23 protein-coding genes and 1 pseudogene are annotated in these 25,448 nt (G+C 36.3%); 19 read left to right on the forward strand and 5 right to left on the reverse strand.

Annotation, left to right across the window (positions count from 1 at the left end):
* Positions 1–8 precede the first annotated feature (8 nt).
* From EHQ47_RS04465 to EHQ47_RS04500, 8 genes are read left to right on the forward strand one after another with little or no spacing between them, the layout of a single operon-like run.
* On the forward strand, positions 9–1,253 hold the full coding sequence (locus tag EHQ47_RS04465) for an amidohydrolase family protein (protein ID WP_135748486.1): 1,245 nt from the start codon (positions 9–11) through the stop codon (positions 1,251–1,253).
* Positions 1,243–3,327, forward strand: coding sequence for a sensor domain-containing protein (locus EHQ47_RS04470; protein ID WP_135748485.1), 2,085 nt, complete (start codon positions 1,243–1,245; stop codon positions 3,325–3,327). The genes EHQ47_RS04465 and EHQ47_RS04470 overlap by 11 nt, the downstream gene beginning before the upstream one ends.
* A 42-nt stretch (positions 3,328–3,369) precedes the next feature.
* Positions 3,370–5,769 carry a phenylalanine--tRNA ligase subunit beta gene (gene pheT, locus EHQ47_RS04475; protein WP_135776635.1) on the forward strand — a complete coding sequence of 800 codons (2,400 nt, stop codon included), beginning with the start codon at positions 3,370–3,372 and terminating at the stop codon, positions 5,767–5,769.
* A gap of 47 nt (positions 5,770–5,816) precedes the next feature.
* A complete protein-coding gene (locus EHQ47_RS04480; protein WP_135749914.1) occupies positions 5,817–7,778 on the forward strand; it encodes a 7TM diverse intracellular signaling domain-containing protein in 1,962 nt (653 codons plus the stop codon).
* Positions 7,779–7,804: 26 nt separating this feature from the next.
* Entirely contained in the window at positions 7,805–8,362 is a 558-nt protein-coding gene (locus EHQ47_RS04485) for a gamma carbonic anhydrase family protein (protein WP_414467770.1), read from the forward strand.
* Positions 8,363–8,405: 43 nt separating this feature from the next.
* Positions 8,406–9,617 carry an MFS transporter gene (locus tag EHQ47_RS04490; RefSeq protein ID WP_135747088.1) on the forward strand — a complete coding sequence of 404 codons (1,212 nt, stop codon included), beginning with the start codon at positions 8,406–8,408 and terminating at the stop codon, positions 9,615–9,617.
* 4 nt (positions 9,618–9,621) lie between these two features.
* Complete coding sequence (locus EHQ47_RS04495; RefSeq protein WP_135749915.1) at positions 9,622–9,945, forward strand: DUF1330 domain-containing protein; 324 nt, start codon at positions 9,622–9,624, stop codon at positions 9,943–9,945.
* Between the two features lie 50 nt (positions 9,946–9,995).
* Entirely contained in the window at positions 9,996–10,376 is a 381-nt protein-coding gene (locus EHQ47_RS04500; RefSeq protein WP_135749916.1) for a hypothetical protein, read from the forward strand.
* A 17-nt stretch (positions 10,377–10,393) separates the two neighbouring features.
* Here the strand turns inward: EHQ47_RS04500 and EHQ47_RS04505 are convergent, their stop codons facing one another.
* Positions 10,394–10,903, reverse strand: a complete 510-nt coding sequence (locus tag EHQ47_RS04505; protein ID WP_135696199.1) for an acyl-CoA thioesterase — start codon at positions 10,901–10,903, stop codon at positions 10,394–10,396.
* Between the two features lie 89 nt (positions 10,904–10,992).
* On the opposite strand from EHQ47_RS04505, the gene EHQ47_RS04510 reads away from it, so the two are divergent.
* Both EHQ47_RS04510 and EHQ47_RS04515 read left to right on the forward strand, forming a co-directional pair.
* Positions 10,993–12,885 carry a putative bifunctional diguanylate cyclase/phosphodiesterase gene (locus EHQ47_RS04510; RefSeq protein ID WP_135749917.1) on the forward strand — a complete coding sequence of 631 codons (1,893 nt, stop codon included), beginning with the start codon at positions 10,993–10,995 and terminating at the stop codon, positions 12,883–12,885.
* An 86-nt stretch (positions 12,886–12,971) separates the two neighbouring features.
* Positions 12,972–13,898, forward strand: a complete 927-nt coding sequence (locus EHQ47_RS04515) for a cation diffusion facilitator family transporter (RefSeq protein ID WP_135749718.1) — start codon at positions 12,972–12,974, stop codon at positions 13,896–13,898.
* On the opposite strand, the gene EHQ47_RS04520 is transcribed toward EHQ47_RS04515, so the two are convergent.
* Positions 13,890–14,492: a glutathione S-transferase family protein gene (locus EHQ47_RS04520; protein WP_135776636.1), complete on the reverse strand. Its 603-nt coding sequence runs from the start codon at positions 14,490–14,492 to the stop codon at positions 13,890–13,892. The two genes, EHQ47_RS04515 and EHQ47_RS04520, sit on opposite strands and share 9 nt — an antisense overlap.
* The gene (locus EHQ47_RS04525) at positions 14,476–15,132 is read right to left on the reverse strand and encodes a DAPG hydrolase family protein (protein ID WP_135776637.1); all 657 of its coding nucleotides are present in this window, start codon (positions 15,130–15,132) and stop codon (positions 14,476–14,478) included. The genes EHQ47_RS04520 and EHQ47_RS04525 overlap by 17 nt, the downstream gene beginning before the upstream one ends.
* 129 nt (positions 15,133–15,261) lie before the next feature.
* On the opposite strand from EHQ47_RS04525, the gene EHQ47_RS04530 reads away from it, so the two are divergent.
* On the forward strand, positions 15,262–15,918 hold the full coding sequence (locus EHQ47_RS04530) for a TetR/AcrR family transcriptional regulator (protein WP_135749721.1): 657 nt from the start codon (positions 15,262–15,264) through the stop codon (positions 15,916–15,918).
* 71 nt (positions 15,919–15,989) lie between these two features.
* Here EHQ47_RS04530 and EHQ47_RS04535 read toward each other — a convergent pair whose 3' ends face one another.
* Positions 15,990–17,126 carry an MltA domain-containing protein gene (locus EHQ47_RS04535; RefSeq protein WP_244290218.1) on the reverse strand — a complete coding sequence of 379 codons (1,137 nt, stop codon included), beginning with the start codon at positions 17,124–17,126 and terminating at the stop codon, positions 15,990–15,992.
* A gap of 507 nt (positions 17,127–17,633) precedes the next feature.
* Here EHQ47_RS04535 and rpmH point away from each other — a divergent pair.
* The 8 genes and pseudogenes from rpmH (at position 17,634) to EHQ47_RS04575 (ending at position 24,488) form a co-directional block, all read left to right on the forward strand.
* Positions 17,634–17,795 (forward strand): 50S ribosomal protein L34, encoded by a 162-nt coding sequence (rpmH, locus tag EHQ47_RS04540; protein ID WP_081431642.1) that lies wholly within the window; start codon positions 17,634–17,636, stop codon positions 17,793–17,795.
* Positions 17,796–17,821: 26 nt separating this feature from the next.
* A pseudogene (rnpA, locus tag EHQ47_RS04545) lies at positions 17,822–18,127 on the forward strand (ribonuclease P protein component); the annotation flags it as partial.
* Complete coding sequence (gene yidD, locus EHQ47_RS04550) at positions 18,124–18,351, forward strand: membrane protein insertion efficiency factor YidD (protein ID WP_135749722.1); 228 nt, start codon at positions 18,124–18,126, stop codon at positions 18,349–18,351. The pseudogene rnpA and the gene yidD, both read left to right, overlap by 4 nt.
* 3 nt (positions 18,352–18,354) lie before the next feature.
* Positions 18,355–20,310, forward strand: a complete 1,956-nt coding sequence (gene yidC / locus EHQ47_RS04555; protein WP_208727384.1) for a membrane protein insertase YidC — start codon at positions 18,355–18,357, stop codon at positions 20,308–20,310.
* 28 nt (positions 20,311–20,338) lie between these two features.
* A complete protein-coding gene (gene jag, locus EHQ47_RS04560) occupies positions 20,339–21,070 on the forward strand; it encodes an RNA-binding cell elongation regulator Jag/EloR (protein WP_135572193.1) in 732 nt (243 codons plus the stop codon).
* Complete coding sequence (gene mnmE / locus EHQ47_RS04565) at positions 21,063–22,448, forward strand: tRNA uridine-5-carboxymethylaminomethyl(34) synthesis GTPase MnmE (protein WP_135749723.1); 1,386 nt, start codon at positions 21,063–21,065, stop codon at positions 22,446–22,448. The genes jag and mnmE overlap by 8 nt, the downstream gene beginning before the upstream one ends.
* 80 nt (positions 22,449–22,528) lie before the next feature.
* Positions 22,529–22,780 (forward strand): hypothetical protein, encoded by a 252-nt coding sequence (locus tag EHQ47_RS04570; RefSeq protein ID WP_100741666.1) that lies wholly within the window; start codon positions 22,529–22,531, stop codon positions 22,778–22,780.
* 64 nt (positions 22,781–22,844) lie between these two features.
* Positions 22,845–24,488: a hypothetical protein gene (locus EHQ47_RS04575; protein ID WP_135776639.1), complete on the forward strand. Its 1,644-nt coding sequence runs from the start codon at positions 22,845–22,847 to the stop codon at positions 24,486–24,488.
* 43 nt (positions 24,489–24,531) lie between these two features.
* Here EHQ47_RS04575 and EHQ47_RS04580 read toward each other — a convergent pair whose 3' ends face one another.
* The gene (locus EHQ47_RS04580; protein WP_135749725.1) at positions 24,532–25,443 is read right to left on the reverse strand and encodes an ankyrin repeat domain-containing protein; all 912 of its coding nucleotides are present in this window, start codon (positions 25,441–25,443) and stop codon (positions 24,532–24,534) included.
* Between the last annotated feature and the right edge of the window lie 5 nt (positions 25,444–25,448).

Below are 25,448 nucleotides of genomic sequence, written 5' to 3' on the forward strand. Positions count from 1 at the left end.
GGGGCAAAATGGAAAAAATTGCAGGGAAGATCGTAACTCACGAAAGAGAATGGGAAGGTACAATTGAATTCGATTCAAATACCGGACTCATCACAGAAGTGAAAGATGGAATTGATCCAGAAGCTTGCCAATTTCCCGAAGGTACAGTGATTTTTCCTGGTTTTGGAGATATCCACATTCACGCAAGAGAAGATGTGAGTGGAAAACATACTTACAAAGAAGATTTTATTTCTGCCGGGAATGCAGCCATCAATGGTGGAGTGATCCATGTGGCAGATATGCCAAACAATCCCGTACCTCCCATTGACGATGAATCTTATGCCGCCAAACAAGCGCTCACCAAAAAAGCACCCATTCATATCACATTGTATGCAGGGATTGGACCTCATACCAAACCACTAGAAAAAAAAGTTCCCTATAAAGTGTTTATGGGACCTTCCATTGGCGAATTGTTTTTTCATGACAATGCTTCATTGGAAGAAGTGATCAAACATTACGTTGGCCAAGACATTAGTTTTCACTGTGAAGACCCAGAGATTCTAGTAGCAAATCAATCACAACCGACACACGAAAAAAGACGTCCCAAAGAAGCTGAAACAGTCGCGACGGATTTTGCTTTGTATTTAATCGAAAAATACAATCTCAAAGGAAAACTCTGTCACTATTCTACAAAAGATGGTCTTTCAAAAATCATCGCAGCGAAAAAAAGAGGAGTGAATGTGACTTGTGAAGTCACCCCTACACATTTGATGTTTGATACGGATATGTTAACAGAAACCAATCACAAATGGTTTCAGATGAACCCACCCCTTCGTGGAAAAGAAGACCGCGAAGCGATGGTGAAAGGGATTTTGGATGGACATATCGATTATTTGGCGACAGACCACGCTCCCCACTCCATAGAAGAAAAACAAAAAGGGACAAGTGGGATCTCACAACTGGATACGTATGGGTTATTTGTCACCTATATGATACTCAAACTAAACATTCCGATGACTACAATTGCAAAAATCTGTTCCAAAAACCCAGGAGAGTTTGTGGCACCCTATTTACCGGAAACATTTGGAAAAGGGGTTGGTATCCTTAATCAAGGTTATGCGGCAAATTTTTCTGTCTTAAATTTAAAAAAACCAGTTGAATTTAAAAAATCAATGGTTAAAAGTAAGTCCGGCTGGTCACCCTTTGAGGGATTCCAATTTCCTGGATCCATCGAAGCAGTTTACTTTTTAGGCAAAGAAATACATGCAAAATGAGCCATTAGGCAGTAAAATTCTCTCTGGTCTCACCGTTAAGTCACTCCTTGCGGAATATCCGAATAGTTTTCAAGTTTTAGATTGGGAAGGAAATTTTATTTCTGTTACCGAACGATTTGCTCGGTTTTTAGAATTTCAACCAAAAGATATTGTTGGTAAATCCATTGTTGATTTTGCCCACGAAGACGACAAAGAAAACACAAAGTATACCTTTGATAGTTTAGGCGAAAATCCAAATATTGTAAATTTCGAAAACCGCTTAGTCACCCACTCAAACGAAGAAGTGTGGATCATTTGGTTACTCATTCCTTTACGTGAATCAAAAATTATTCTTGGATTCGATAGAGACGTTACCATCCAAAAGGACATTTCGTTCGAATTCCTCCTCCAACAACAGAAGTATAAATCTATTTTTGACAACCTTCCCATGGGAATTGCTATCACCGATGAAAAGGGGAAAATTGTTGAGACCAATAAAACAGCAAGAACCTATTTCAATATCCAAGATGGGGAACTTTTAAATCGTACTTTAAACATTCGTAAATACACTCTCATTCAGCCGAATGGAAATAAAATTTATCCAAGAAATTCCAGTCTCATGCGTGCGTTGCGACACAAAGAAGTGATTCGTAATATGGAGATTGGTCTAATCAAAGAAGAAAAAATTACTTGGTTTGATATTTTAGCAACACCGATTCCTCTCGAAAACTTTGGCCTTGCCGTTGCGTTTCTTGACATCACACAAAGAAGGCATGCAGAAGAAAAAATAGCATACCTAGCTTTTTTTGATCAACTCACCAATCTTCCCAACAGAAACTCTTTGATTGATAAACTTTTTCCAATCTTTGAAGAAGCAAGAAGGCATGGAAATCTTGTAGGTATCCTTGCCATTGATTTAGATAACTTTAAAATCATCAATGATTCTCGTGGCCATGAATTTGGTGATAAAATTATCAAACTCGTTGCGTATCGAATCCGAGAAAGTATCAGAGTCTATGATCTGATTAGTAGACAAGGTGGCGATGAATTCACAGTTGTATTGCCCGATTTATCTAACGAAAGAGATGCAGCTGTTATTTCCGAATCCATTTTGGATGCCATGACTCATCCATTTGTCATCGATGGGGAAAGAATTTTTGTAAACATATCGATTGGGATCGCACTTTATCCTACAGATGGAAAAGATTCCAACACACTTCTAAAAAATGCAGACAGTGCTCTCAACTTAGCAAAATCCCAAGGGAAAAACTGTTATGTATTTTTTACAGAAGAACTACAAACTGTTGTGGCAGAAAGATTGGAAATCGAAAACAGGATGCGGATTGCCATCATCGAAAACCAATTCACTTTGATGTACCAACCCAAAATCGATCTTTATACAAAAAAACCTGTGGGTGTTGAAGCCCTCATCCGTTGGCGTCATCCTGAACGCGGACTTATTTCTCCCAATGTATTCATTCCCATCTCTGAAGAAACAGGGATGATATTTGCGATTGGTGAATGGGTCATAAAATCAGCAATCCAAACAATGAGATATTGGAAAGACCAAGGGATTAATGATGTTTCGATGGCGGTCAATATCTCCACCAAACAGTTCAAACACGAAAGATTAATTTCTACGATTGCTGAAAACCTAAAACTATTCAAAGTGGATCCGCATGATTTGGAAGTGGAACTCACGGAAAGTTCTGTTATGGAAAATGCCGACGCTGCCGTCCGGACCATGCAAGAGATTCGAAAACTCGGTGCCAAAATTGCAATTGATGATTTTGGAACCGGCTATAGTAGTTTGGGGTATTTGAAAAAACTTCCGATTTCCTCTTTAAAAATTGATCGTTCTTTTGTATCTGAAATCACATCAGACAAAGATTCCAAAACCATCATCCATGCTGTTTCCAATCTAGCACATAACCTTGGTTTGAGTGTTGTGGCGGAAGGAGCAGAAACTGAGGAACAAGTCAAGTTACTTGCCGAAAGTGGAGTTGATCTCATCCAAGGATTTTATTTCGCCAAACCGATGAGTTCTGAGGAATGCCTTCATTTTCTGAAGACAGAACTTGGAATTTCGGATTGACCCGGTCGCTTTCCCACCGTTTTTATCAATTAAGGATTTCACTTGAAACTTTCAGTTGATTGGTTAAACGAATTTACCCCCCTCTCCCAAATTCCTTTCGAAAAGGTATTGGAAAAAATTAATACATCCATTTGCGAAATTGATGATGTGGAAGAATTTAAACTTCACCTATCATCGGTTATCACTGTCAAAATCAAATCACTTGAAAAACATCCCAATGCGGAAAAACTATCCACTACTGTCGCCACAGACGGTTCCAAAGATTACCAGATTGTGACTGCCGCTACCAATGTAAAGGTAGGTGACATCGTTCCATTGGCCCTTCCTGGAACCAAACTAGATGGAAAAGAAATTTTAGATTCGGAACTTCGGGGTGTTCGTTCCCAAGGGATGTATTGTTCCGAAAAAGAACTAGGCCTTGCTTTAGAATCTTCTGGAGTATTGATTTTTCCAAACGACACTCCACTTGGAATTTCAGTTCGTAAATTTTATTTATGGGAAGATACGATTCTCACAATCGATAACAAATCCATCACACATAGACCTGACCTTTGGAATCATTTTGGATTTGCACGTGAACTTGCAAGCCAACTCCAGTTGCCTTTGAATGAATTCCCTTTCCAAACAGATACAAAATGGGAATCAGGAAATGAGGGACTGGTTGTGGAAAAAACAGAACATGCACATGCTTACTATGTCTGTTCCATCAAAGATGTAAACATCGCTCCTTCAAATACCAAAATCAAATCTCGGCTTGAAAAATGTGGAATTCGGTCCATCAACAATGTTGTAGATGTTTCCAACTATCTTTTGTTAGAACTTGGTCAACCAACACATTTTTTTGATCGAGAAAGATTAAAGTCCACAACCTTCTCTGTTTCAAAGTCAAAGGAAGGCGACTCCTTCCCTTTGTTAGATGACACAAGTCCTAAATTACAAAAAGATCTGCTTCTCATTCAAAATGGAAAAGATCCAGTTGCCCTCGCCGGTGTGATGGGAGGAAAAGATTCTGCAGTGATCGATACCACAAAAAACATTGTAATGGAATCAGCAGTTTTCAAAAGAGAAGATGTTCGTTATACAATTCGCAAAACCAATATCCGTACTGAGTCGGCTGTTCGATACGAAAAAGGTTTAGATAGTTACACTTGTTTGCCGGTAATTCGCAGAGCAGTCCAATTACTAAAAGAAAATGGAAACCCAAAGATCAAAGTATATGAACCGCAAGGATTCAATCATACAGAATCTAAGTCTGTGACCATTCAAACAAATCTTTCTTTCCTACGCCATAAATTAGGTAAAAATATTTCGCAAAATGAAGTCACGGATATCTTAAACCGGCTTGGTTTCAAAGTCACAAACCAAGGGGAAGAATTATCTGTTTTAGTTCCTAAATTCAGACAAAATTACGATGTTACCATACCCGAAGACCTTGTGGAAGAAATCGGAAGGACTATTGGATACGCATCCATCCAAACTCAAGCCCTTTCGATGGCAGTGGAAACTCCAATTCGTAACCCATTACGCGAACTGGAAAGAAGAGTTAAAAACTTCCTCGCTTTAGAAGTTGGATTTAATGAAGTTTATAATTATTCCTTTGCATCACAAACAGATTCCAAATTAGAAGCAAAAGAAGAACATTCTTCGTTAAAAATTGCAAACGAAATGCCCGACGAACATTCGTTATTACGAAATAGTCTTTTTCCAGGTATCATCAAACAAGCAAAACTCAACCAAGACCGATTTGAGTCTGTAAATTTATTTGAACTTGGAAGAACCTATCATAAAGAAGGGAATGGTTCGGAACTAGCAGAAGAAAGACGTTGGATGGCCATCCTTTCTCTTTCGAAAAACAAACCGAATGACCTAACAGCTGTTGAATTAGAATTTTTACAGGTTAGAGAAACAATCTCCGATCTTTTCCAATATTTGAATCTACCAAAATACAAATGGGAAAAAACAAATCGAAACTACTTCCATCCCAATGCTGGACTTGTTCTTTCTTACGATGGAATAGAGATTGCGGAATTGGGAATCCTCCACACACGTTTTGCAGATGATTATGACTTAAAACGAAGAGCCATTCTTTCTAAAATCAATATGGAAAAGTTAGTGGATGTTTGGGAGAAACAAGGAAGGAACTCACATTTTGTTCCACCATCCAATTTCCCTCAAGGCCAATTAGATCTTTCTTTGCTGATGAACGAAAAAGATACAACAGAATCTTTTGTAGGTCTAGTACAAGGAATGAAAATTCCTGAACTAGAATCTGTGTTTGTTCAAACCATCTTCAAAGGGGAAACAGTCGGTGAAGGAAAAAAATCTGTCACGTATCGATTTAGACTTATGTCCTATGACAAAACATTTACGCAAGAAAGGTTCAAAGAACTTTCTGATTCTCTTGTAGATATCGCAAAGAAGAACGGATACAGCTTAAGATAAATTTGCTTTGACAAATCCCGATTTTTATCGGGAAATCATCCGAGTTTATGCGGACACTCCTAACAGTCATTTTGTCGGGTTTGGTATTTTCATGTTCCCGATTGGAAATCCAAAAATCCATTACAGATGACAGCTTTGTTCCGCAAAAAATCGATTATGCGATTTCTTCTGGTTCCGATGCCAATTTTCCAAAACTTCGATGGACACCAATCTTTAAAAACAACTTAAGTTTAGGTTTTCAATCGGACCATGTTTTCCTTAGATTGAAAGCAACCAACCAAACTTCTGCAAACAAACTAATTTTAGATTTAGGAAATCCACATTTAGATTTTGTCCGAGTTTATGAAGAAGGAAATCCGGAACCTATCAAAGAAGGTGGAGATTTTATTGCACACTCTCATTGGGATGCCTTTTCAAAATCCATCGCTTTTGAATTGGATTGGAAAGAAAACGAAGCTAAAACTTTAATTTTAGAAACCAAATCTTCATCAAACGTCAGTTACCTGATTCGATTTTACTCAAAAGATACATTTTATTTAAAAGAAAATTTAGAAAATACCATTCTCGGTTTTTTTTATGGAACCATATTAATCATGGTGATTTACAATTTATTTATATATTTTATCTTAAAAGAAAAAGCATATATTACATATTCCATATCCATTTTTTTTAACCTAGCCCTTCAAATGTATTTGAATGGCATATTAAACCAAGTCATTACACTGGACCATCCAGAAATTCATAACCGAATCGGAAGTATCATAGTCACCTGCTCCGCAGTTTCGGGTTGGACATTTGCCCAACAAACTTTGAATTTGCGAGAACTAAATCCTTGGTCACACAGACTCATCCAATCTTTAAAATTTGTAGTTTTATTCTATATTTTAATTCCATATTCTTACCTACCAATTGCCATTGCAGTTCGATTGGGAAATCTAATTGCTCAAGTTTTTGTGGTTTCAGTACTTCTCGTTGCTTTGGTTAATTATAGCACCGGAAATAAACAAGCAAGGTTGTTTCTATTTGGATGGAGTACCCTACTTTTTGGGATTTTGATGTACACATTGATGCAAAACGGAGTTTTGCCTGTAAATCTATTCACAATTTATGGAAACCAAATTGGTTCCACTTTAGAAGCGGGAATTTTATCACTAGCACTTGCCAATAAAATCAACGAATTAAAAGAAGAAAAAGCAAACACCCAAGCCTTAGCACTTGTCACTCTTGAAGAAAAAGTAAGAGAACGTACAAAAACTTTGGATGAATCTTTAAACTTAATCAAAAAGGATTTGAATGTTGCTAAAAAAATTCAAAAAACTTTGTTCTCTGATATTAAAACTAGTGATCCAAGAATCCATTTTCACTCCTACTACCAGTCGATGTCCGAAGTAGGAGGTGATTTTTACGACCTAACACAAGTTAAACCTGATTACTATCGAATTTTTGTAGCGGATGCTACAGGTCATGGAATCCAAGCTGCCCTCATCACAATGGCCATCAAAGCGGAATACGAATCACTCAAAATGATTTATGATCATCCTGATGATTTAGTATTTCATATGAACCAAATCTTTATTAACAAATATAGCAATATTCAAACAATATTTACCTGCTCTGTTTGTGATATTGACTTAAAAAACAAATTACTCTTTTATTCTTCAGCAGGTCACCCAGATCAAATACACCAAAGAATTGATGATATAAAACTTTTACCAAGAACTGGGAAAATCATAGGACTTATGGACCATACCCAGTACCGGATCATCGAACACCAAATCGAAGAAGGCGATCGTATTTTTCTCTTTACCGATGGAATTTTTGAACAGTTCAATCCTGAAAAAGAACTATTCGGTGAAGACCGTTTGTATGATATTTTAAAAGAGAACCTGAAGATGAGTTTGGATCATACAATGGCAAAGGTACTCAGTGAACTATCTTCTTTTACAGAAGGTGATGTAAAACAAGACGATATTACATTTATCGGTTGCGAAATTCAAAGTCTAAGTTGATTTTGATATCCATGTCCTATTCAGAAATTCCAGTTTTTACCAATCCATTCATCCACCCATCTGCAACTGCCTTTGGGATGATCGAATATGGAACTTCCGTTTCTTTATGGCCCGGTGCTGTGGTGCGTGCTGATATGAACTCCATCAAATTAGGAAATTATGTGAATATCCAAGATAATTCCACTTTACATACTGACAGCACAAGCCCCATTAGTATCGGCGAATGGACATTAGTTGGTCACAATGTAATGATCCACGGCTGTAAAATTGGGAGAGGAGTTCTTGTTGGTATTGGTTCTATTGTTCTGGATAATGCTGAAATTGGCGATGGCTCTCAAATTGCTGCCGGTTGTATGATTCGAGGAGGGAAAAAAATTCCACCCAGATCTCTTGTCGTACCTGACGGTTCAGATATCAAAGTATTTGCAGGAAAAGCAAAGCCAGAATTGACAGTAGCAGGATGTATTGAATACGCCCATCTTTCTGTTCGATTTCAACAAAACATCTTTGTGCCCTTTCAAAAAGAAGAAGAAGTACATTTTGTAAACCAAGCGAAAGAAATCATTGGAAAGTTAGGCATCTAACCAACAAAATAAAAATTCTTTCTGTCTAAACCATATCTCTTTTATGAAAAAAATTATAGATAAACTGCAAATCCTGGGAATTTTTTCTATCACACAGACTGTTTTTCAAATTGGAACCGTCATGATTATGGCTGTTTCTGCACTTGCTGGACAAAGCATTGCCCCCTCGCCAGAATCAGCTTCACTTCCAATTTCATTTGTGATTTTAGGAACTCTTCTTGGGTTGGTTCCTGCCTCAAAGTATATGAAATGGAAAGGTAGCAAAGTGGGTTTACTCACTGGAACAGTGATCGGTATCATTGGTGCAATCCTTGCATCTTATTCCATGTATGAGAAGAATTTTATCTTATTTTCCATATCACACTTGTTATATGGTTTTCATCAATCATTTGTTCAGTATTTACGATTTGTGGCAATGGAATCAGTACCAACACATGATAGATCCAGTGCCCTTTCTTGGATTTTAATCGCAGGTATTCCAGCAGCATTTCTTGGTCCATTGGCTGGACTCCAAGGGAAAGAAATTTTTCCAAACTCTTTGTATTTAGGATGTTATTTAATTTTAATTTCCAGTTTGTGTTTACAATTTTTCTTTATTTTATTTTTACCAAAACCCAATAAAGAATTATCTAGTATACCTTCACAATCTAATGACCCTTCCCCAAGATTTACGATTCGCCCACTTTCTTATCATATAAAAAATTTAGGATTATGGGTTTCGATTTTGGCAACAGCTTTTAGTTTTGGACTGATGGCAATGCTGATGTCCGCAGTGCCAGTGGCAATGAAATCCCATGGGCATGAAATGCATGCATCCACTCTGGTACTTCAATGGCATGTATTAGGAATGTACATTCCTTCTTTTTTCTCAGGACAATTGGTACGAAAAATGACAGCACCGTATCTGATACTTTTAGGAATTTTTGTGATGGGACTTGAAAGTTTTGCTGCTCTACAAGGAACAGAATTTTTACCATTTGCAATGGCACTCATACTACTTGGCATTGGTTGGAATTTTATGTATGTTGGTGGCACCAACTTACTTGTCGAACAATACCATCCTTCAGAAAAAAATTCGATCCAAGCTACAAATGATACAATTGTATATTCTTTTGCAATTCTATCTACATATAGCGCGGGTTACCTGGAAAATAAAATTGGCTGGCTTAATCTAAATTTAGTCAGCATTCCATTTTTGTTATTTGTGAGTATATTCACAATGTATTATATTCATTCACAACGAAGGAAGGTATAGTCAAATGGAAAATCAATCTCATTGGGAAACTATCGTTGGTCTACAAGTAAAAGATGATGAACTGTATACACAGTATAGAGCAGAAATGAAAGAACTCTTAGAAAAATACGAAGGGGGATTTCGATATGATTTCAAAATTGGAGAAACATTAAAATCGGAAACAAATAATCCAATCAATCGAGTATTTTTAATCTATTTTAAAAACAAAGAAAGGAAACTCAGCTTTTTCGCAGATCCAGATTACAAAAAAGTCAGAGAAAAATATTTTGTCCCTTCTGTCGAAAGCACAACCCAAATCGCAGAATACGAAAGATTTTTCGAATCATAATTATGAATAATAATTGCCAAATCATCACCTAACTATAAATAATTCTTTGTATGTTTAAAAACAAAATTCTCCCCATATTTTCCGCTACAATTGTGATCAGTTTGTCGGAATTCTTTAGAAACGAAATACTTTTTAAATCAATTTGGTTAAATCATTACAACCAATTAGGAATCACATTTCCATCTGAGCCAATCAATGGCGCAGTGTGGGGAATTTGGTCTCTTGGTTTAGCGTTTGCTATTTTCTATTTATCCAACCATTTAAAATTCAAACAAACGTTTATTTTTAGTTGGTTTATAGGATTTGTATTGATGTGGATAGTAATTTGGAACTTATCAGTTCTACCGATTGGAATTCTTTTATACGCTATCCCACTTAGCATCTTAGAAACATTTTTAGCTACTTGGGTTGTATATAAATTAAAAAAATAAAACCATTAAACTATTTGTTAAATGGTTTTTCTTCCAGCTTTAATTTTGGCAGAAAACTCTTTTGCCATTTCAATTCGAAGTTTTCCTTCAGCAAAACGCCGTTTTTCCAAATCTGTTTCTAAACGCAAGGGAGGAACAGCACAAGGTTTTTTGTTCTCATCCAAAGCAACAAACGATAAATAGGCGGTTGTTGCTCGAACCATCTCTCCCGTATAGGGATTTTCACGGTTTACTTGAACCCCCACTTCCATTGAAGTAGTTCCAACATAATTCACCATTGCCTTTAAATTTACATGATCTCCAATTTGAATTGGAGTTATAAAATTAATCCGATCGATACTAACAGTTACTGCCTCATGTCCAGAGTGCCTTTGGGCAGACATAGCAGCAATCAAATCGATCCAACTCATAATGGCTCCACCAAATGCAGTTCCATAATGGTTGGCATCATTGGGTAGAACAATATGCCTTGTTTCTACTGCGGATTCTTGGGGTGACTTGGCTGGTAAATCGTTAGGATTCGTCACAATGAGGATAACTTCCTCTTGACCAATCCCCAAGGAAAGGCTTTTTTAAGAATTCATCTAATCAGTTTTATTCGTCCAATGAGAATCATATGCTAAAAGATAAAAATAAATATGTCTATTGGACCAAATTTCAAAAGGATACAAGTCCGCTGCTTCGTCGTTTCCTTTTGGCCGCATCTGGTTTGTTTCTCATCGCTGCAGGTTTACACATTGTTCCTTTTTTTACGCAACAAGGTGCAGTAGATTATTTATTTTTTACGGTTGATTTTAGTTTTGCGATCATTCTATTTTTAGAATTTTTATTAAAGAACAAAGTACCTTTAATCATTCGTGTTTTAAGTTTAATTTCTACAACCATTTTTATCTCTATCTTATCGTATGTTCGAAGTGGTCTTTTGGGTAGCGCAGAAATATCATTAACGTTTATGATTGTTTCTTTTTATGTTTTCCTTCCACCTATCATAAGTTTAATTTCTTCAATCATCATATCTTTATTACCAGCATTATTTGGTGGATTAATTTATTTTTCCTGGGTTCGGTTTCCTGAATCCTTAGGACTCAGAAATAATAATCCAAGAGAATGGATTTTTAATTCTGTAAGTTTAATTTTATTTTCTGTTTTAACTGGATTTTTAATCCAAAGATTGAGAGGAAAACTCATAAAAAATATTGTTTATCTTAAGGAATCAAGAAGTAAAATATTAAAATCTCAAAAACACATCGACAAACTAGCATTTTATGATTCACTAACACATCTCCCGAATCGATATTTGTTTGAAAAATTAATCCAAAATAGAATCAGTTCAGGAGTATCAGAGTCTTTTCTACTTTTAATCAATCTAAAAGGTTTAAAAGTCATTAACGCGCTACACGGCATTGGCTTTGGAGACCAAATTTTAACCTTAACAGGATGTGTATTAAAATTATATACAGACGAAAGACCCGACGTCCTTGTTGCAAGTTTAGGTGGCGATGAATTTATATTTTGGATAGAAAATTCTACAAAATCTAAAATCGAAGAAGCTATCGTAAAATTTGACTTCAATAATAATGAGTTACTTTCTCCAGATCAATTAGGACATAGACTTCAATACCGAGTTTCAGGGGTTCAATATCCTCAGGATACAAATCATTTGGATGAAGCGATCCGGAAACTTTCCATCGCTATGAATGTGGCGAGAGAAGGTGTCCTAACAAAGTTAGTATGGTTCCAAACTGGTATGGAATCTAAAATAGAAAGGGAACAAAAACTAAAAAACTATTTAGAGAAAGCAATCAATCAAAAAAATTTCAAAATAGCATACCAGGAAAAAGTAGATATTGGTTCTAAACAAACCGTAGGTTTGGAAGCACTTGCACGTTGGAGTTTGCCAGAATTCGGAAATATTTCTCCTGAAGAGTTTATACCAATTATCACCAAATCAGAGTTAATTGTACCGTTCGGAAAATGTATTTTTGAAAAAGCCATTTCCCATATTCCCAAACTACTGGAGCTGTATGGAAATGAGATACAAATATCAATCAACATCTCTCCAATTTTCTTTTTATATCCTAATTTTAACGACTACATTATTCAATATTTATCGAACCATAAAATTAATCCAAAAAACATCATATTTGAAATTACAGAAGATGTTTTTTTAGATGAAATTGAAACCATCCAAAAAATTGTTTCAGAACTTAGATCCAATGGAATTTCAGTTTCATTGGATGATTTTGGAAAAGGATATTCATCTCTTCATTATATGCAAAAAATTCAATTTGATGAATTAAAAATCGATAAATCATTTTTAGATGATATTGCAAACTCCGATCGAAACTTTTTACTTTTGGAATCTATTTGTCATTTAGCCGATTCTTTAGGGCTTAAAACCATTGCAGAAGGGATTGAAAACGAAGAACAACTTCATCGTTTAAAACAAACTTCCTGCCATGTAGTCCAAGGTTACCTTTATTCAAGGCCTCAAATACTTTTTGATTAGGTGAGAACAAACAAAAGGAATTTCTAATTATTTTTCCTCTCTTTCTTTAGTTGCAGAGAAAAAACGAATCTGAAATTCTATCCTCTATGGGACAAGGTCATAATCATTCTAAACAAGACCACCACTCACACAATCATAGCCACCACCATACCTCAACTTCTACAAAAAATTTGGCATGGGCCTTTGTTCTTAACTTAAGTTTTTCTTTGTTAGAACTAATCGGTGGTATTTTTTCCAATAGCATTGCCATTATTTCTGACGCTTTCCATGACTTTGGTGATGCATTGTCTCTTGCCCTTGTCTGGTATTTACAAAAAATTTCCACAAAACCAAAAGACAATTATTTTGACTATGGTTATAAACGATTTTCCATACTTGGAGCACTTATCATTTCAGTTATTTTATCAGTTGGTTCTATCTTTATGATCATTGAATCTATCAAAAGATTCATCACTCCCGAAGAAACGAAAGCTGATATTATGTTTGCACTTGCTATCATTGGAGTCATAGTCAATGGAGCAGCGATGATACGACTCAACCATGGCAAATCATTAACCGAAAAAGCAGTTTTTCTTCATTTTTTAGAAGATATACTCGGATGGATTGCAGTCCTTATCGGTAGTGTTGTCATGATGTATTTCTCAGTTCCTTGGTTTGATCCATTACTATCACTGGCGATTGCATTATGGATTTTATGGAATGCCTATGGTAATATCAAACAGGTTATGATCGTTATGTTACAGGCAGTGCCTGAATCAGTTGATCGTCATGAACTAGTTGAACATTGGGAAAAAATCAAAGGAATTCATTCGATCCATGATATCAAAATTTGGAGTTTAGACGGAAACCACCATGTTGCTTCCCTGCATGTGCTGATAGACAAAACTGTTAAACTAAATGAATTTCAAAAGATTAAAGAAAAAATTAGAAAGGTTGCATTAGAATTTGAAATCATCCATACTACCATTGAATTAGAAACTGACGCCGAACAATGCAAACTTCATTCAGATTGAATTCATTGGTTTAAATCTATCCAATGATTCAATTCGTTTGATCCATTCTAAAACTTTTGGATATGATGATAAATCAAATCCTCCTTCATGTGCCACATGTGTGTAAGCAAACAAAGATATATCTGCTGTAGTTATATAATCACCAACTAAAAATTTATTCTTTGTTAGCTGGGTTTCCATAACACGTAAAGCTTTATGTCCACCTTCTTGTTTAGATTCGTATTCTGCTCGTCTCTCCTCGGGAATCCCCAAATAATGCCTAATAAATCTTGCTACTGCAATATAAGGCTCATGACTGTATTGTTCAAAAAACTGCCATTGTAAGACCTTTGCTTTTTCAAAATGATCTTTAGGAATCAGATCACTCCCTTCTGCCAAAAAATTTAAAATAGCATTGGACTCTGATAAAATTCTGCCATCATCCAAAATTAAAATAGGAATTTTTCCATTCGGATTCATTTTTAGAAATGAATCTGTTTTGGTTTCTCCTTTTTTTATATCAATATCTTGCCATTCGTATGGAATCTCTAGAAAGGAAGTTACGAGTAAAAGTTTATAACTATTCCCTGATTGTCTGTCACCGTAAATTTTCATTTTCCTTCCTGTAAAGATTTGGTAAAAAACTTTCGAACTGACCCACCTCTTCAATGTTATGTTTTATCCAATAAAAACCATGTTGATTGTCAAAAAACAAAAACTCAAAGATTGGTCGTAACAACTTAAAACTAAATCCTTTCCATCCGACAATCAAACAATTTTCATACCGAGTTCCCTCGGCACTTTCCTTAAAATTATATTCCATTCTTGCAATCGGTAAAAATCCATATAGTTTTGGATTATGAATAAAACCTTCCTCATCTAATTTTTCAATGGGACTGACCACATTCACTAAATAATCCTTTTTCCTACCAAGGTATTCTACAATTCTTAAAACTGCACCAGGCCCTACACTACCATCTGGTTTCCTTTTTTCATAACTAACATGAACATGGTCTTCGGGATGCCAAACATGATAACGATTATAGATCTTTCCTTCATATTCGATATCACCTTCTAAATGTTGGAACCACCAAACCAACATTTTTGGAAAAACTCCTTTGATTGTATCATGCCGAATCCAATATTTAACCCGTCCATCCGCAAGCACTTCTCTTCCGGATTCTGCCGATTCCACAGACTTCCTGTTCCAAGGTATATCCAACTTTGCCAAAAACCCTAATTGAACTTTTTTCATTACATTCCCCTCAAGTATAGCAAATACTATACTTGCATAAATTCATTGTAAAGTAAATACTATACAAAAAATCAATCGAAAAATTCTATTACAATTAAAAAATGTTACAAAACGGAGACTGGTAAACTCATGAAACTAACCCTAAAGTCACTACAAAACGAATTTAATGCTTACCAAAATCCCGAGTCAGAAAAGGAAAAAGACATAGTAAAAGCTGCGGAGGATGTTTTTGCTGAGTTAGGATTTTCCGGTGCTACAACTGCAGAATTAGCTAAAAGGGCCGGTGTAACAGAACGTACACTCTTTAAATATTTTCCCTCGAAGATGGATTTATATAGACGGGTTCTTTCAGGTTTACTTCTTTCAACGATTCTACCCGGCCATATGTCTGACCTCAAAGAAAGATTACAATCGTTGAAACCAAATTTCAAAGAATGGTATGTTACTATTTTAAAGGCAAGATATACTGCCGTAGCAAAAGAACCTCAAAAACTAAAACTACTTCTCGGTGCCCTACTTTTCTCAAAAGAATTCTCCGAGATTTTTGGAAATCTTTGGAAAATAAATTTGTATGATACTTCCGTAGAAGCCATCGAGTATTTCCAACAAATGGGTGAAATCAGAAAGGATTTAGATCCGAATCAAATTGTAAGGGCTTCTTTTAGTTTGGCCGCTAGTTTTTTAATTACAAAATTTGTATTAGCACCCAAATATCCTATAGACCCAAACAAAGAAATTGAAACTCTTTTTATCATTTTTTACCAAGGAATCAAAAACGAAATATAAATCTGAGGAACCTTTCAGCAAACATTGAAATCTCGAATTGATTTAAACTTATTTAAATTAGCATCATTTATCTATTTTTTTTCTTTCCTTGGGAGTAACAAAACTACTTTTCCTTTTGTTAACAAATTGTTTGCTTCCTCTTCTACTCCATTTTCACTCCCTAAATAATAATCCAACCTACCAACACCGGTGATAGCATTTCCCCTATCATGAACAAAAACCAAACGGTTATTCACCAATTCTTTGTTTGATTGAAAAGAAAGAAGGACAGGAAGTCCTAAAGGAATCTTTATATCCATTGCCACAGATCGGTAAGCTACCAATCGAATGCCACCACTACCTTTTGGACCCAGATGATATTGGTTCATATCACCATTTAACAATGATTCTTTGTGAAAGAATATATATCTAGGATTCTTTAAAATTGCTTCAGTTACTTCCTTAGGTTTAGATTGGATACAATTTGATAAATGATATGGTTTAAGACTTGGACAAATACCATGTAGATGAACAGAAGGACTAATATAATCTTTCCCATTGTCTTCAGCATAATTGATGCGAAATCTCTCATTGGTTTCCATTTCAACAAGGGCAGACCCTTCCAACTGTGCTAAATGTAAGTCTGTCAATCTTAAGAAAACAATTGGTTTCGAATATTTTTCCCAAATTGATTTTTGATTCCATTTATCCCGATGAAAGTGTTTAGGATTCTCTGGAAAACTTGGGTCTGAAATAGGAGGAGTTAATGCAGGATATTGAAATTCTCCTTCTTGTTTGTTTTTTCCACGAATTCGTACTTCATAATATCCAGTAATCGTTGGTAAATCAGTGGAAGGTCTCAACTCAATATATTGAAAATTTTTTTCGATTTCACTTTTTATCTGATCATCGGGTGTATTGTGAATGATGGACTGAAGATTTGAAAATGACCGAAGGATTTCTTCATTTGTGAATTCTTTCTCCCCAAATCGAAATTTATTATCTTTAGGCAATCGTTTTAAGTGTTGTATCGATTCTCTTAACGCGGATTCCAAATTTGAATCTCGTACAAAATCCATCTGATTGAATGGTTTTAGAGTTTGAGGGAAATGAAATCCGGAGGACTGGTTTTTGCTATTTTGATTGTGCTGATGGTTGTGAAACTTATTTGACTCTGCAAATAAATCAACAATCGAAAATGAACCAATCAATAAAGAAACTGAGATCATTTGGTTCGTGAGACAAAAAGGAAAGTGACTTTCTTTTTCCAGCGGATTCCCATTTCCCATCTTGATCTTGTTTCATCTGGCATTGGAATTCTGAAAACCATTAAAACAGTTGGTTGGGAGCTAGTTGAAAACTGGGAAGGAATTCATAGGCAAAAAGGTAACCAAGTTTCCAAGGAAAAAGATGCAAAAAAGTAACTCAATTTCCAAAGTTAACAATGCGAAAAAGTAACTCAATTTCCAAAGTGACCCATACACAAAAACCACCCGCTTTTTTGGTCCTTCCCTGAAACACACTCAACCGATGACCAACAATAGAAAGTAGAAAAGGAAAGTCACTCACCCGCATCTCACATAGTCCTGATCTCGAATCAAATTTTGCCTTATGTCTCATAAGAAAGGCACTGTCCAATCATTTTTCCCAATTCACCTTGACTTCCATGGGGGTACCAAAAACCTTTCAAAAGACCTCATATTTTTGCGATCATATATAGATTAATTAGGTGTTTCATGAAACGTACATTCCAACCGAGTAAAATTAAACGCGTGAGAACTCACGGATTCCGAGCCAGAATGGCTACCCCAGGCGGACGAAATGTGATAGCCAACAGAAGAAGAAAAGGCCGTGCTAAATTGACTGTTTCCGACGAAAAAATCGGGAGAAAGTTCTAATTTAGGAGCTTCCTTCGGAGACCCTTCGCGACCAAACCAGGATCCAGGAACTCTTTCGTCAGAATCGTAAAATGGGCAGGCCACCGATGCGATGGCTTGTTCGAAAAAACGGCCTTCCGTTTGCCAGTTTTTTATTTTGCCCCGATAAAACTCACAAAACAGCCGTTGAACGCAACCGTTCCAAACGAATTCTCCGAGAACTGGTTAGGAAACATATTTCTTTGTTACCTGTTGGATACGATTGTGCCCTACTCGTTCAGAAAGAATTTGCGAAGTTATCCAAGGAAGACCGAGAGGTTTTGTTCCTTTCGGTTCTAAAACAATTCCCATGAATCGGCTGTTTTTGGTTCTTATTTTTCTCTACAAAAAACTGCTGTCCCCTCTATTGCCTCCGGCTTGCCGGTTTACCCCCAGTTGTTCTGAATACGCCAAACAAGCGTTTGAAACTTATCCTTGGTATAAGGCGCTTGTTCTTAGTGTAGTTAGAATTTCAAAATGTCACCCTTATCACGAAGGTGGGCATGATCCTTTACCGAAATCCTTTAACAAGAGTTAACTTATGCAAAATGATTCCACTAACAGACAAGGTCGTTTATTCCTCGCTTTATTCCTAAGCTTAGCAGTTTGGATGGGGATTAACTATTTCTTCTTTCCACCACAACCTCCGAAACCAAAAACCGCGGACGAAGTTTCCAAAAAAATTGATTCTGAAAAAGAGAAACCTAACGGAAATGCAACGGACACAAAATCTGAAATAAAAAACCCAACAACTGAATCTACAAAGTTAAATCCAGTAAAACCAGAAGACGTAAAAACCTTTTCTTTAAAGACAGATTCTTTTTTAGTTCATTTTTCTAGCTTAGGTGGAAGAATCACAGAATACTACATTAAAGATCATAAAGAGCCAGATGGTTCTGAATTTGCGATTGCAAAAGATCCTAAATTCGAAATTGAATTTGATGGGAAAAAAGAAAAAGCAGTAGAACTCACTAGAGGACAAGGTTTTGACTTCAACATCATTGAAGACAAAGACACCATTCCTTTTTCTGCATACAACTTAGTAAACTTTAGTTCAAATTACAATGCTGAAACAAAAACTGTCATCTTCGAAGCACCTTCGTTAGATGGAAAATATACGATCCAAAAGAAATTTCAGTTTTTCCCATCTGAAAACTATTTCAAATTTCATTTAACCCTTAAAAACAGATCCTCAGAAACCATCAATATTTCCCCTTCAAAATCTGATGTTTACTTTAGATCTTTTAGTTCCCTTGGACCAGTACTTAAGAAAAAAGAAGACTTTAATGATCGTGATAACGCTCACTACTTTCGTTATTACTACTTAGATGGAAGTTTTAAAGACCACGTAGATGGAACCAGCACACAAGGTTTTTTTGATAACCTATTTGGTTCCAATGATGGAAAAGACACTCGTTACGAAATCAAAAAAGGTTCGAACGAAAAAGTAGACTTTGTAGGAACGGGAAGCCGATATTTTATCGGTGTCATCGACCCATTGGATGATAAACCAGCTGGAGTCCTCCTTGATAACCGCAAAGGGAACGAAACAGGTGTTCTTTTAGTTTATGACAATTGGAAACTTGGACCAGGTGAAGAAGTAAACTTAGATTATGCAGCTTATGTCGGTGTCAGAGAACTTGACGGAACTGCTTTCCGCGATAGCAAACTTGATCCAAAAATCAACAAAGACTCCGTATTTGCAGGCCTCAGTGAATCTCTCGACAAATCCTTTAACCAAGGGATTACAACCCCTCTTCGTAATGGAATTGTTTGGATCTTAAAAAAGATCTATCTCGTCATTCCTAACTACGGTTGGGCAATCGTCATTTTTGCTATCCTCTTTAAATTAGCATTCTATCCACTGAACAAAAAACAAGCGGAATCGATGAAGAAGATGCAGGAGTTATCTCCACAAATCAAACTCATCAATGAAAAGTATGCGGATGATCCAAAACTCAAACAAGAAAAAACTGTAGAGTTATACAAAAAGAACGGAACCAATCCAATGGCGGGTTGCCTTCCGATGCTCATCCAAATTCCTATCTTTATTGCATTGTATACTGCGTTTTCCGATACAGTTGATCTTTGGAATTCTCCATTTTTATGGATCAAAGATTTAAGTGAACCTGATACTGTTTATACAACTCCAAAGTTAGCGTTTATTGGAGCCCTTGCGATCAATATCCTTCCACTCATCATGGTAGCAACGCAAGTAGTTCAATCTAGAATGACAACTGTCTCTACAGATCCAAACCAAAAGATGATGATGTACATGATGCCAGTCATCATGTTATATTTCTTCTGGTCAATGCCTGCTGGTGTGACAATGTATTGGACCATGCAAAACATTCTATCCATCGCACAACAAGTGTATACGAATAAGTTCGGAAAATCAGAAGATAAAAAACCAACAAATAATGGGCCAGAACCAGCAAACAAAGCTTCTGCGGTTGCAAGACCTGGGTTTAGAAACCAAAACAAAAAGAAAAAATGAAATCATTGTTTAACAAGGAAGATCACAGATGAATAATTACATTTTCGAAGCCGAAGGAAAAACGAAAAGTGAGGCAGAAGAATATTCTCTCGAAACACTTCGTCTCCAACCAGGCGATTTACGATTCGAAGTAGTTGATTCCGGAAAATCCGGATTTTTAGGAATCACACAAAAAAAACCAGCCGTTGTACGCGCGTTTGTTGCTAACAACGACATCCCATCCGAAAAAATCATTCATGGAGTGATCATCACCATTTTGAAAAAAATGGGAATTCCAGCTGAAGTGGTAGGAATGGGTGATGTAGACGGAAAAATCTATGTCGAACTCACTAGTAAAGAATCTGGACTCATCATCGGTAAAAGAGGAGGCACTTTAGATTCTCTTCAATTCCTTCTTAACCTAATGGTTGATCCAAAAATTCGTCATAACCGAAAAATCGTTTTGGATATTGAATCTTATCGCGACAAACGCGAGTTATCTCTCATTCGATTGGCAAAATCCGTTGCTGCATCTGTAATTAAATCTGGAAGATCCAAACTACTTGATCCAATGAATCCATTCGAAAGAAGAATTGTGCACATGGCAATCCAAGATGACGAAAGAGTATTCACAAGATCGGAAGGAAACGGAACTTTTAAACGAGTTCGTGTCATCTCTGCAAAAGAAAAACATAAATACAAAGATTTGGAAGATCCATCTAAAAAAGGCCTTCCTGTAGAAGACTTTGCAGATGGAGTAGATCAAGAAGATCTTGATTGATACCATTGCGGCATTGTCCACTGCCCAAGGACCCGGAGCGATTGGCATCCTTCGGGTATCGGGCTCTGCCGTATTGCCCATTGCCCTTGCCGTTTTACATAAAAACGGATCTCCCCTCACTGAAGAATTCATTTTAAACCAAAAACGCAGTGCTATTTTTTGTGATTTTGTCGACGCACAAAAACCACTAGACCAAATTGTATTTTTTTATTTTCCATCACCTAACTCATACACTGGTGAAGATTTGGCAGAGTTTCATTTACATGGAAATCCAATTTTACTCAAACGTGCCCTACAAATTCTTTTTGATAAAGGAGCAAGGCCCGCACAGAAAGGTGAGTTTACAAAACGAGCTTACTTAAATGGAAAAATCAATTTATCGGGAGCGGAAGCCATTGGGCGACTCATCGAAGCACGTTCTCGGTATGAACTAGAATTAGCACAAAAAAACGTATTTGGTGAAATCACAAAATTAAGTTCGAAAATCAGAAGTGATCTGATTTCACTCAAAGCAGAATGTGAAGCAGAAATTGATTTTTCAACCGAAGACTTAACCTTCGAAAGTTTAGAGGAAAGAAAAAATAGAATGGTTTCTCTAAAAAATCTTTGTTCTAAATTGATCAAAGATTCTGAACGAGCAGAAACATTAATTTTACAATCCACTGTTGTTTTATTTGGAGAGCCAAACACGGGTAAGTCGAGTCTAATGAACTTACTGATTGGAAAAGATCGTTCGATTATTTCGGACATTCCCGGTACCACCAGAGATTATATTGCGGAAGAATTGAGTTTAGATGGAATTCCCATTCGACTGGTAGATACTGCAGGAATCCGGGAGACATCCGATAACATTGAACAAATGGGAATTGAAAGAAGCAAACGAGAAGCCGATAGTGCCAACGTAAAATTACTTTTGATAGATACCTCAGTACCATTCGACAAAAGTTCGTTTTTAACAAAACATAAAGAAAGACTTCATGGCTCTATCCTTGTTGCCAATAAAATTGATGAAAAACATAAAGATTGGAACCGAAACCAATTGGATGAATTACAGAATGAGTTTGAATTGGAAATTACTGAAATCTCTTGTAAAACAAAAATTGGAATTCCTCATTTATTAGAACTTTTAAAAACAAAAATCACCTCTAAAGATAATTCAGAAGATGTAGTTTTATTAGAAGACAGGCAAAGATATCATATTCAAAAAATTGAATCTAATTTATCGGAAGCGATTCGATTGATGGAAGAAGAAACACCTGCTGAAATTTATATCCAGGAAATCAATTCCTCACTCAAAGAAATTGGTGAAGTCAATGGTCATGTGGAAAACGAAGAAATCCTTGGTAGGATTTTTAGTAAATTTTGTGTGGGCAAATAATTCACAAAAAATCTAAAATTTACGATTGTCTATTCGTCGAAATAGTATCTAATTGGTGCACATTCCATACGAGGTAAAAAATGAAAAAATTTCTTGTGATTCTCTCTATTTTCTCTTTCAGTACTTTCGGCGTTTTTGCTCAAACAGAAGCAGACGAAGAACCTACTATGCAAGCTGACGAAGCTTCCGAAACCGTTAAACCTAAAAAAGAAAAAATGAACAACAAAGACGGTGAGAAAAAAGAGAAAAAGAATAATAAAAATGGCGAGAAAAAGGCTAAAAAAGCTAAGAAAGCCAAAAAAGAGAAAAAAGCAAAGAAAGACGCTGAGTAATCTTAGCCCTTTTGATTTGAAAAACCCCTGGATTCAGGGGTTTTTTTATGCCCCGACAAACCAAATGAAACCTATTAAAAAAACTGCCACCTATATATCGTTAGCTGTATTTTTACTTTGTGTTACTTTCTGTTCTAGTTCCAATGGAAAAGAACTGGAAATTACAAATATAAATCCAAGTCCCATTCGTTTCCAATTCAAACTCAAATCGATTCCAAAGGAACTAAAAGGAGAAAGAATTTCTTACACTCTCCAATTTTATTTTTGTCCTGATAGCAAAGCAAAAGATTGTTATACTCCGGTTTCCACTAAAACACAAAAAATTGCAAAACCACTTCAATCATCTATAGACCAAATTACTTTCCAAGAAGTGATTCCAAACCAATGGACTCATCTTTCCATTCGTTTAGAAGGAATCGAAAAAATCCAAGGAAAATATTCACCTGGGCACAATCCTTTTTGGATTCAAAATACAGATTCAATTTTAAAAAAACAGAACATCACTCATGAGTTTACTTTTGTAAGCCAAGAAAACCTGATCCCCAATCGCAAACAAGAAGAGTTGGCTTCAAAATTTGCACCCATCCTTGTTTTTCACAAAGATAAAAAATATTTACCAACTAACATAGAAAAGTATGCAAACTTCTTTCATCCGAAAGAATACACACTTCCGAATAAAGACATTCGTCGCAAATCTCTCGGCCAAACCACTTGGAACTATGTAGAATTTCCTGACCTACGAGATAGAGAAACACAAACTCATTTGTACTATCATGTTCGTTATGCCAAAACGACTGTATCGGGAACAACAAAAGAGACTCTCCCTGGATTTCGAGACGATGGCAACTATTGGTATGAAGTGGGGAATGGAGATATGGTCATCTCTTATTGGATTTGGTATGATTGGAACGAAGGCCCGACTAAGTTCGGGAATATCCACCAAGGCGATTTAGAATCTTATGCCCTACTCGTTTCAAGAGATGGAAAACCAAAACGGATTTTACTCACAGGACATGATCATATCCTACTTGATACGGATTTTCGAAATATCAATTCTTTAAAAAACCACCCCATTCTTTATGTGGCGAAAGGAAATATGGGTTCAGATGGTGGAAACCCAACATCAGCGTATGGTGGTTATACGGTCAAACTACATGCAGGAAATGCACTTTTTAATTATATTTCTGATCCTTGGGATGTGTTCCCAAGTTTCGATCCAGAAAACTCCATTCTCATCATTCCCAAAGATTTATCTGAAAAAGATTTAACGAGTGTTAAAATTGGTTCAGGGATCAAAGATAAATCGATCCAAACGAAAGAAGATTCGGAATCTGACAACTTACCTGAACCCACTCGTTACATCGATGCTCGGAAGATGATCAAACAAAAAATCGAAAGATTAGTTGCTTGGGAAGAACCGGGTTGGGTGGATCAAACAGCTGATAAAGATCCTGACGGCCATCATAAAGTAGATCCGAAGTTATCATCCTTTTTCAAGTTTCGAGGAAGACTCGGTAAACATCCTAGATCTGATTTAAGGATTCGAGAGTTACACCAATACGGCGAATCTCCTGAGAACGCTCCATTCAAAACCAATATAGAACAACATTATACTTTTGAAAGTCCCAAATCGGAAAGGTCTTATACGGACAGGGAAGGAAACTATGGGCCAAAATTTTTAGGAGATGATTCCACACCACAAAAGTAATTCGATCCACTCTATAAAATATAATAAGACAAAAAAACTATAACTAGATTAAATCAACTAACTTTGCTTTGGTTAATTCTTCTGGTTTGAGAGGTTTTTCTTTCCGAAGAAATTCGATCATTTCCTCTCGGCGTACATACCCGGCTCCGAGGATTGCTTTTTGGATCACAAAATCTTTCCATGTTTTGAATGAATGACCAAATTTTTCGCGGTCGAGTAATCTTGTGATCGATTCCTCATTTTCTCCCCAAACAAAAGGATTGGCACCAACATGAAGAATGTCGGCCAAACATTCAACGGCGTCAGCAGAAGCTGATAAAAACAAAGCAGTGTTTCCCAATTCGTCTCTTGCTTCTAATGAAACATTTCCTTCTTCTAAGAGATAAGAACATAACTCATGTAAGTTTCTTTCTGCAACCAAATGGAGTGCAGTTTTCCCTTCTCGGTCCTTATGGTGAATCACTTCCGGAAACTTTGAAAGAAGCCTTGTGACAATCTCCATACGGTCTTCTATAATTGCTTCTAAAAAAATCGATCTCCCTTCTTCATTTCGTAGAGAAACTATCTCTTCGGTTAATGAATCTACAAGAACTTCCCAAAGTGATTCAGCGGACTCAAGGACTGCCAAATGAAAGATGGTATTTCCATTTTTATCCCTTGTGAGAAGATGGTTTGAGTTTTTCCAAACAGAAACGGTATCCACTAAAATTTGTAAAAAGGATTCTTTATTTTGGCTCAACACATCAAAGATAACATTGCCTGGAATGGAATAAGGAGATAAAGGATCGGCTCCTTTAAGTATGGCATGGCGAAAGAGTTCTGCACTCTCCATCTTTAACATCCAGGAGAGAGCATTGGTTCCATAAGAATCTAATTCATTCGGATCAGCTCCGGCACTGACCTCTTTATCCCAGTCTTCAATACTTCCTGATTTGGCTACGTCTATCAAACTCATTTAGG

Origin of the sequence: Leptospira bourretii (assembly GCF_004770145.1) — a bacterium.
Lineage (GTDB): Bacteria > Spirochaetota > Leptospiria > Leptospirales > Leptospiraceae > Leptospira_A > Leptospira_A bourretii.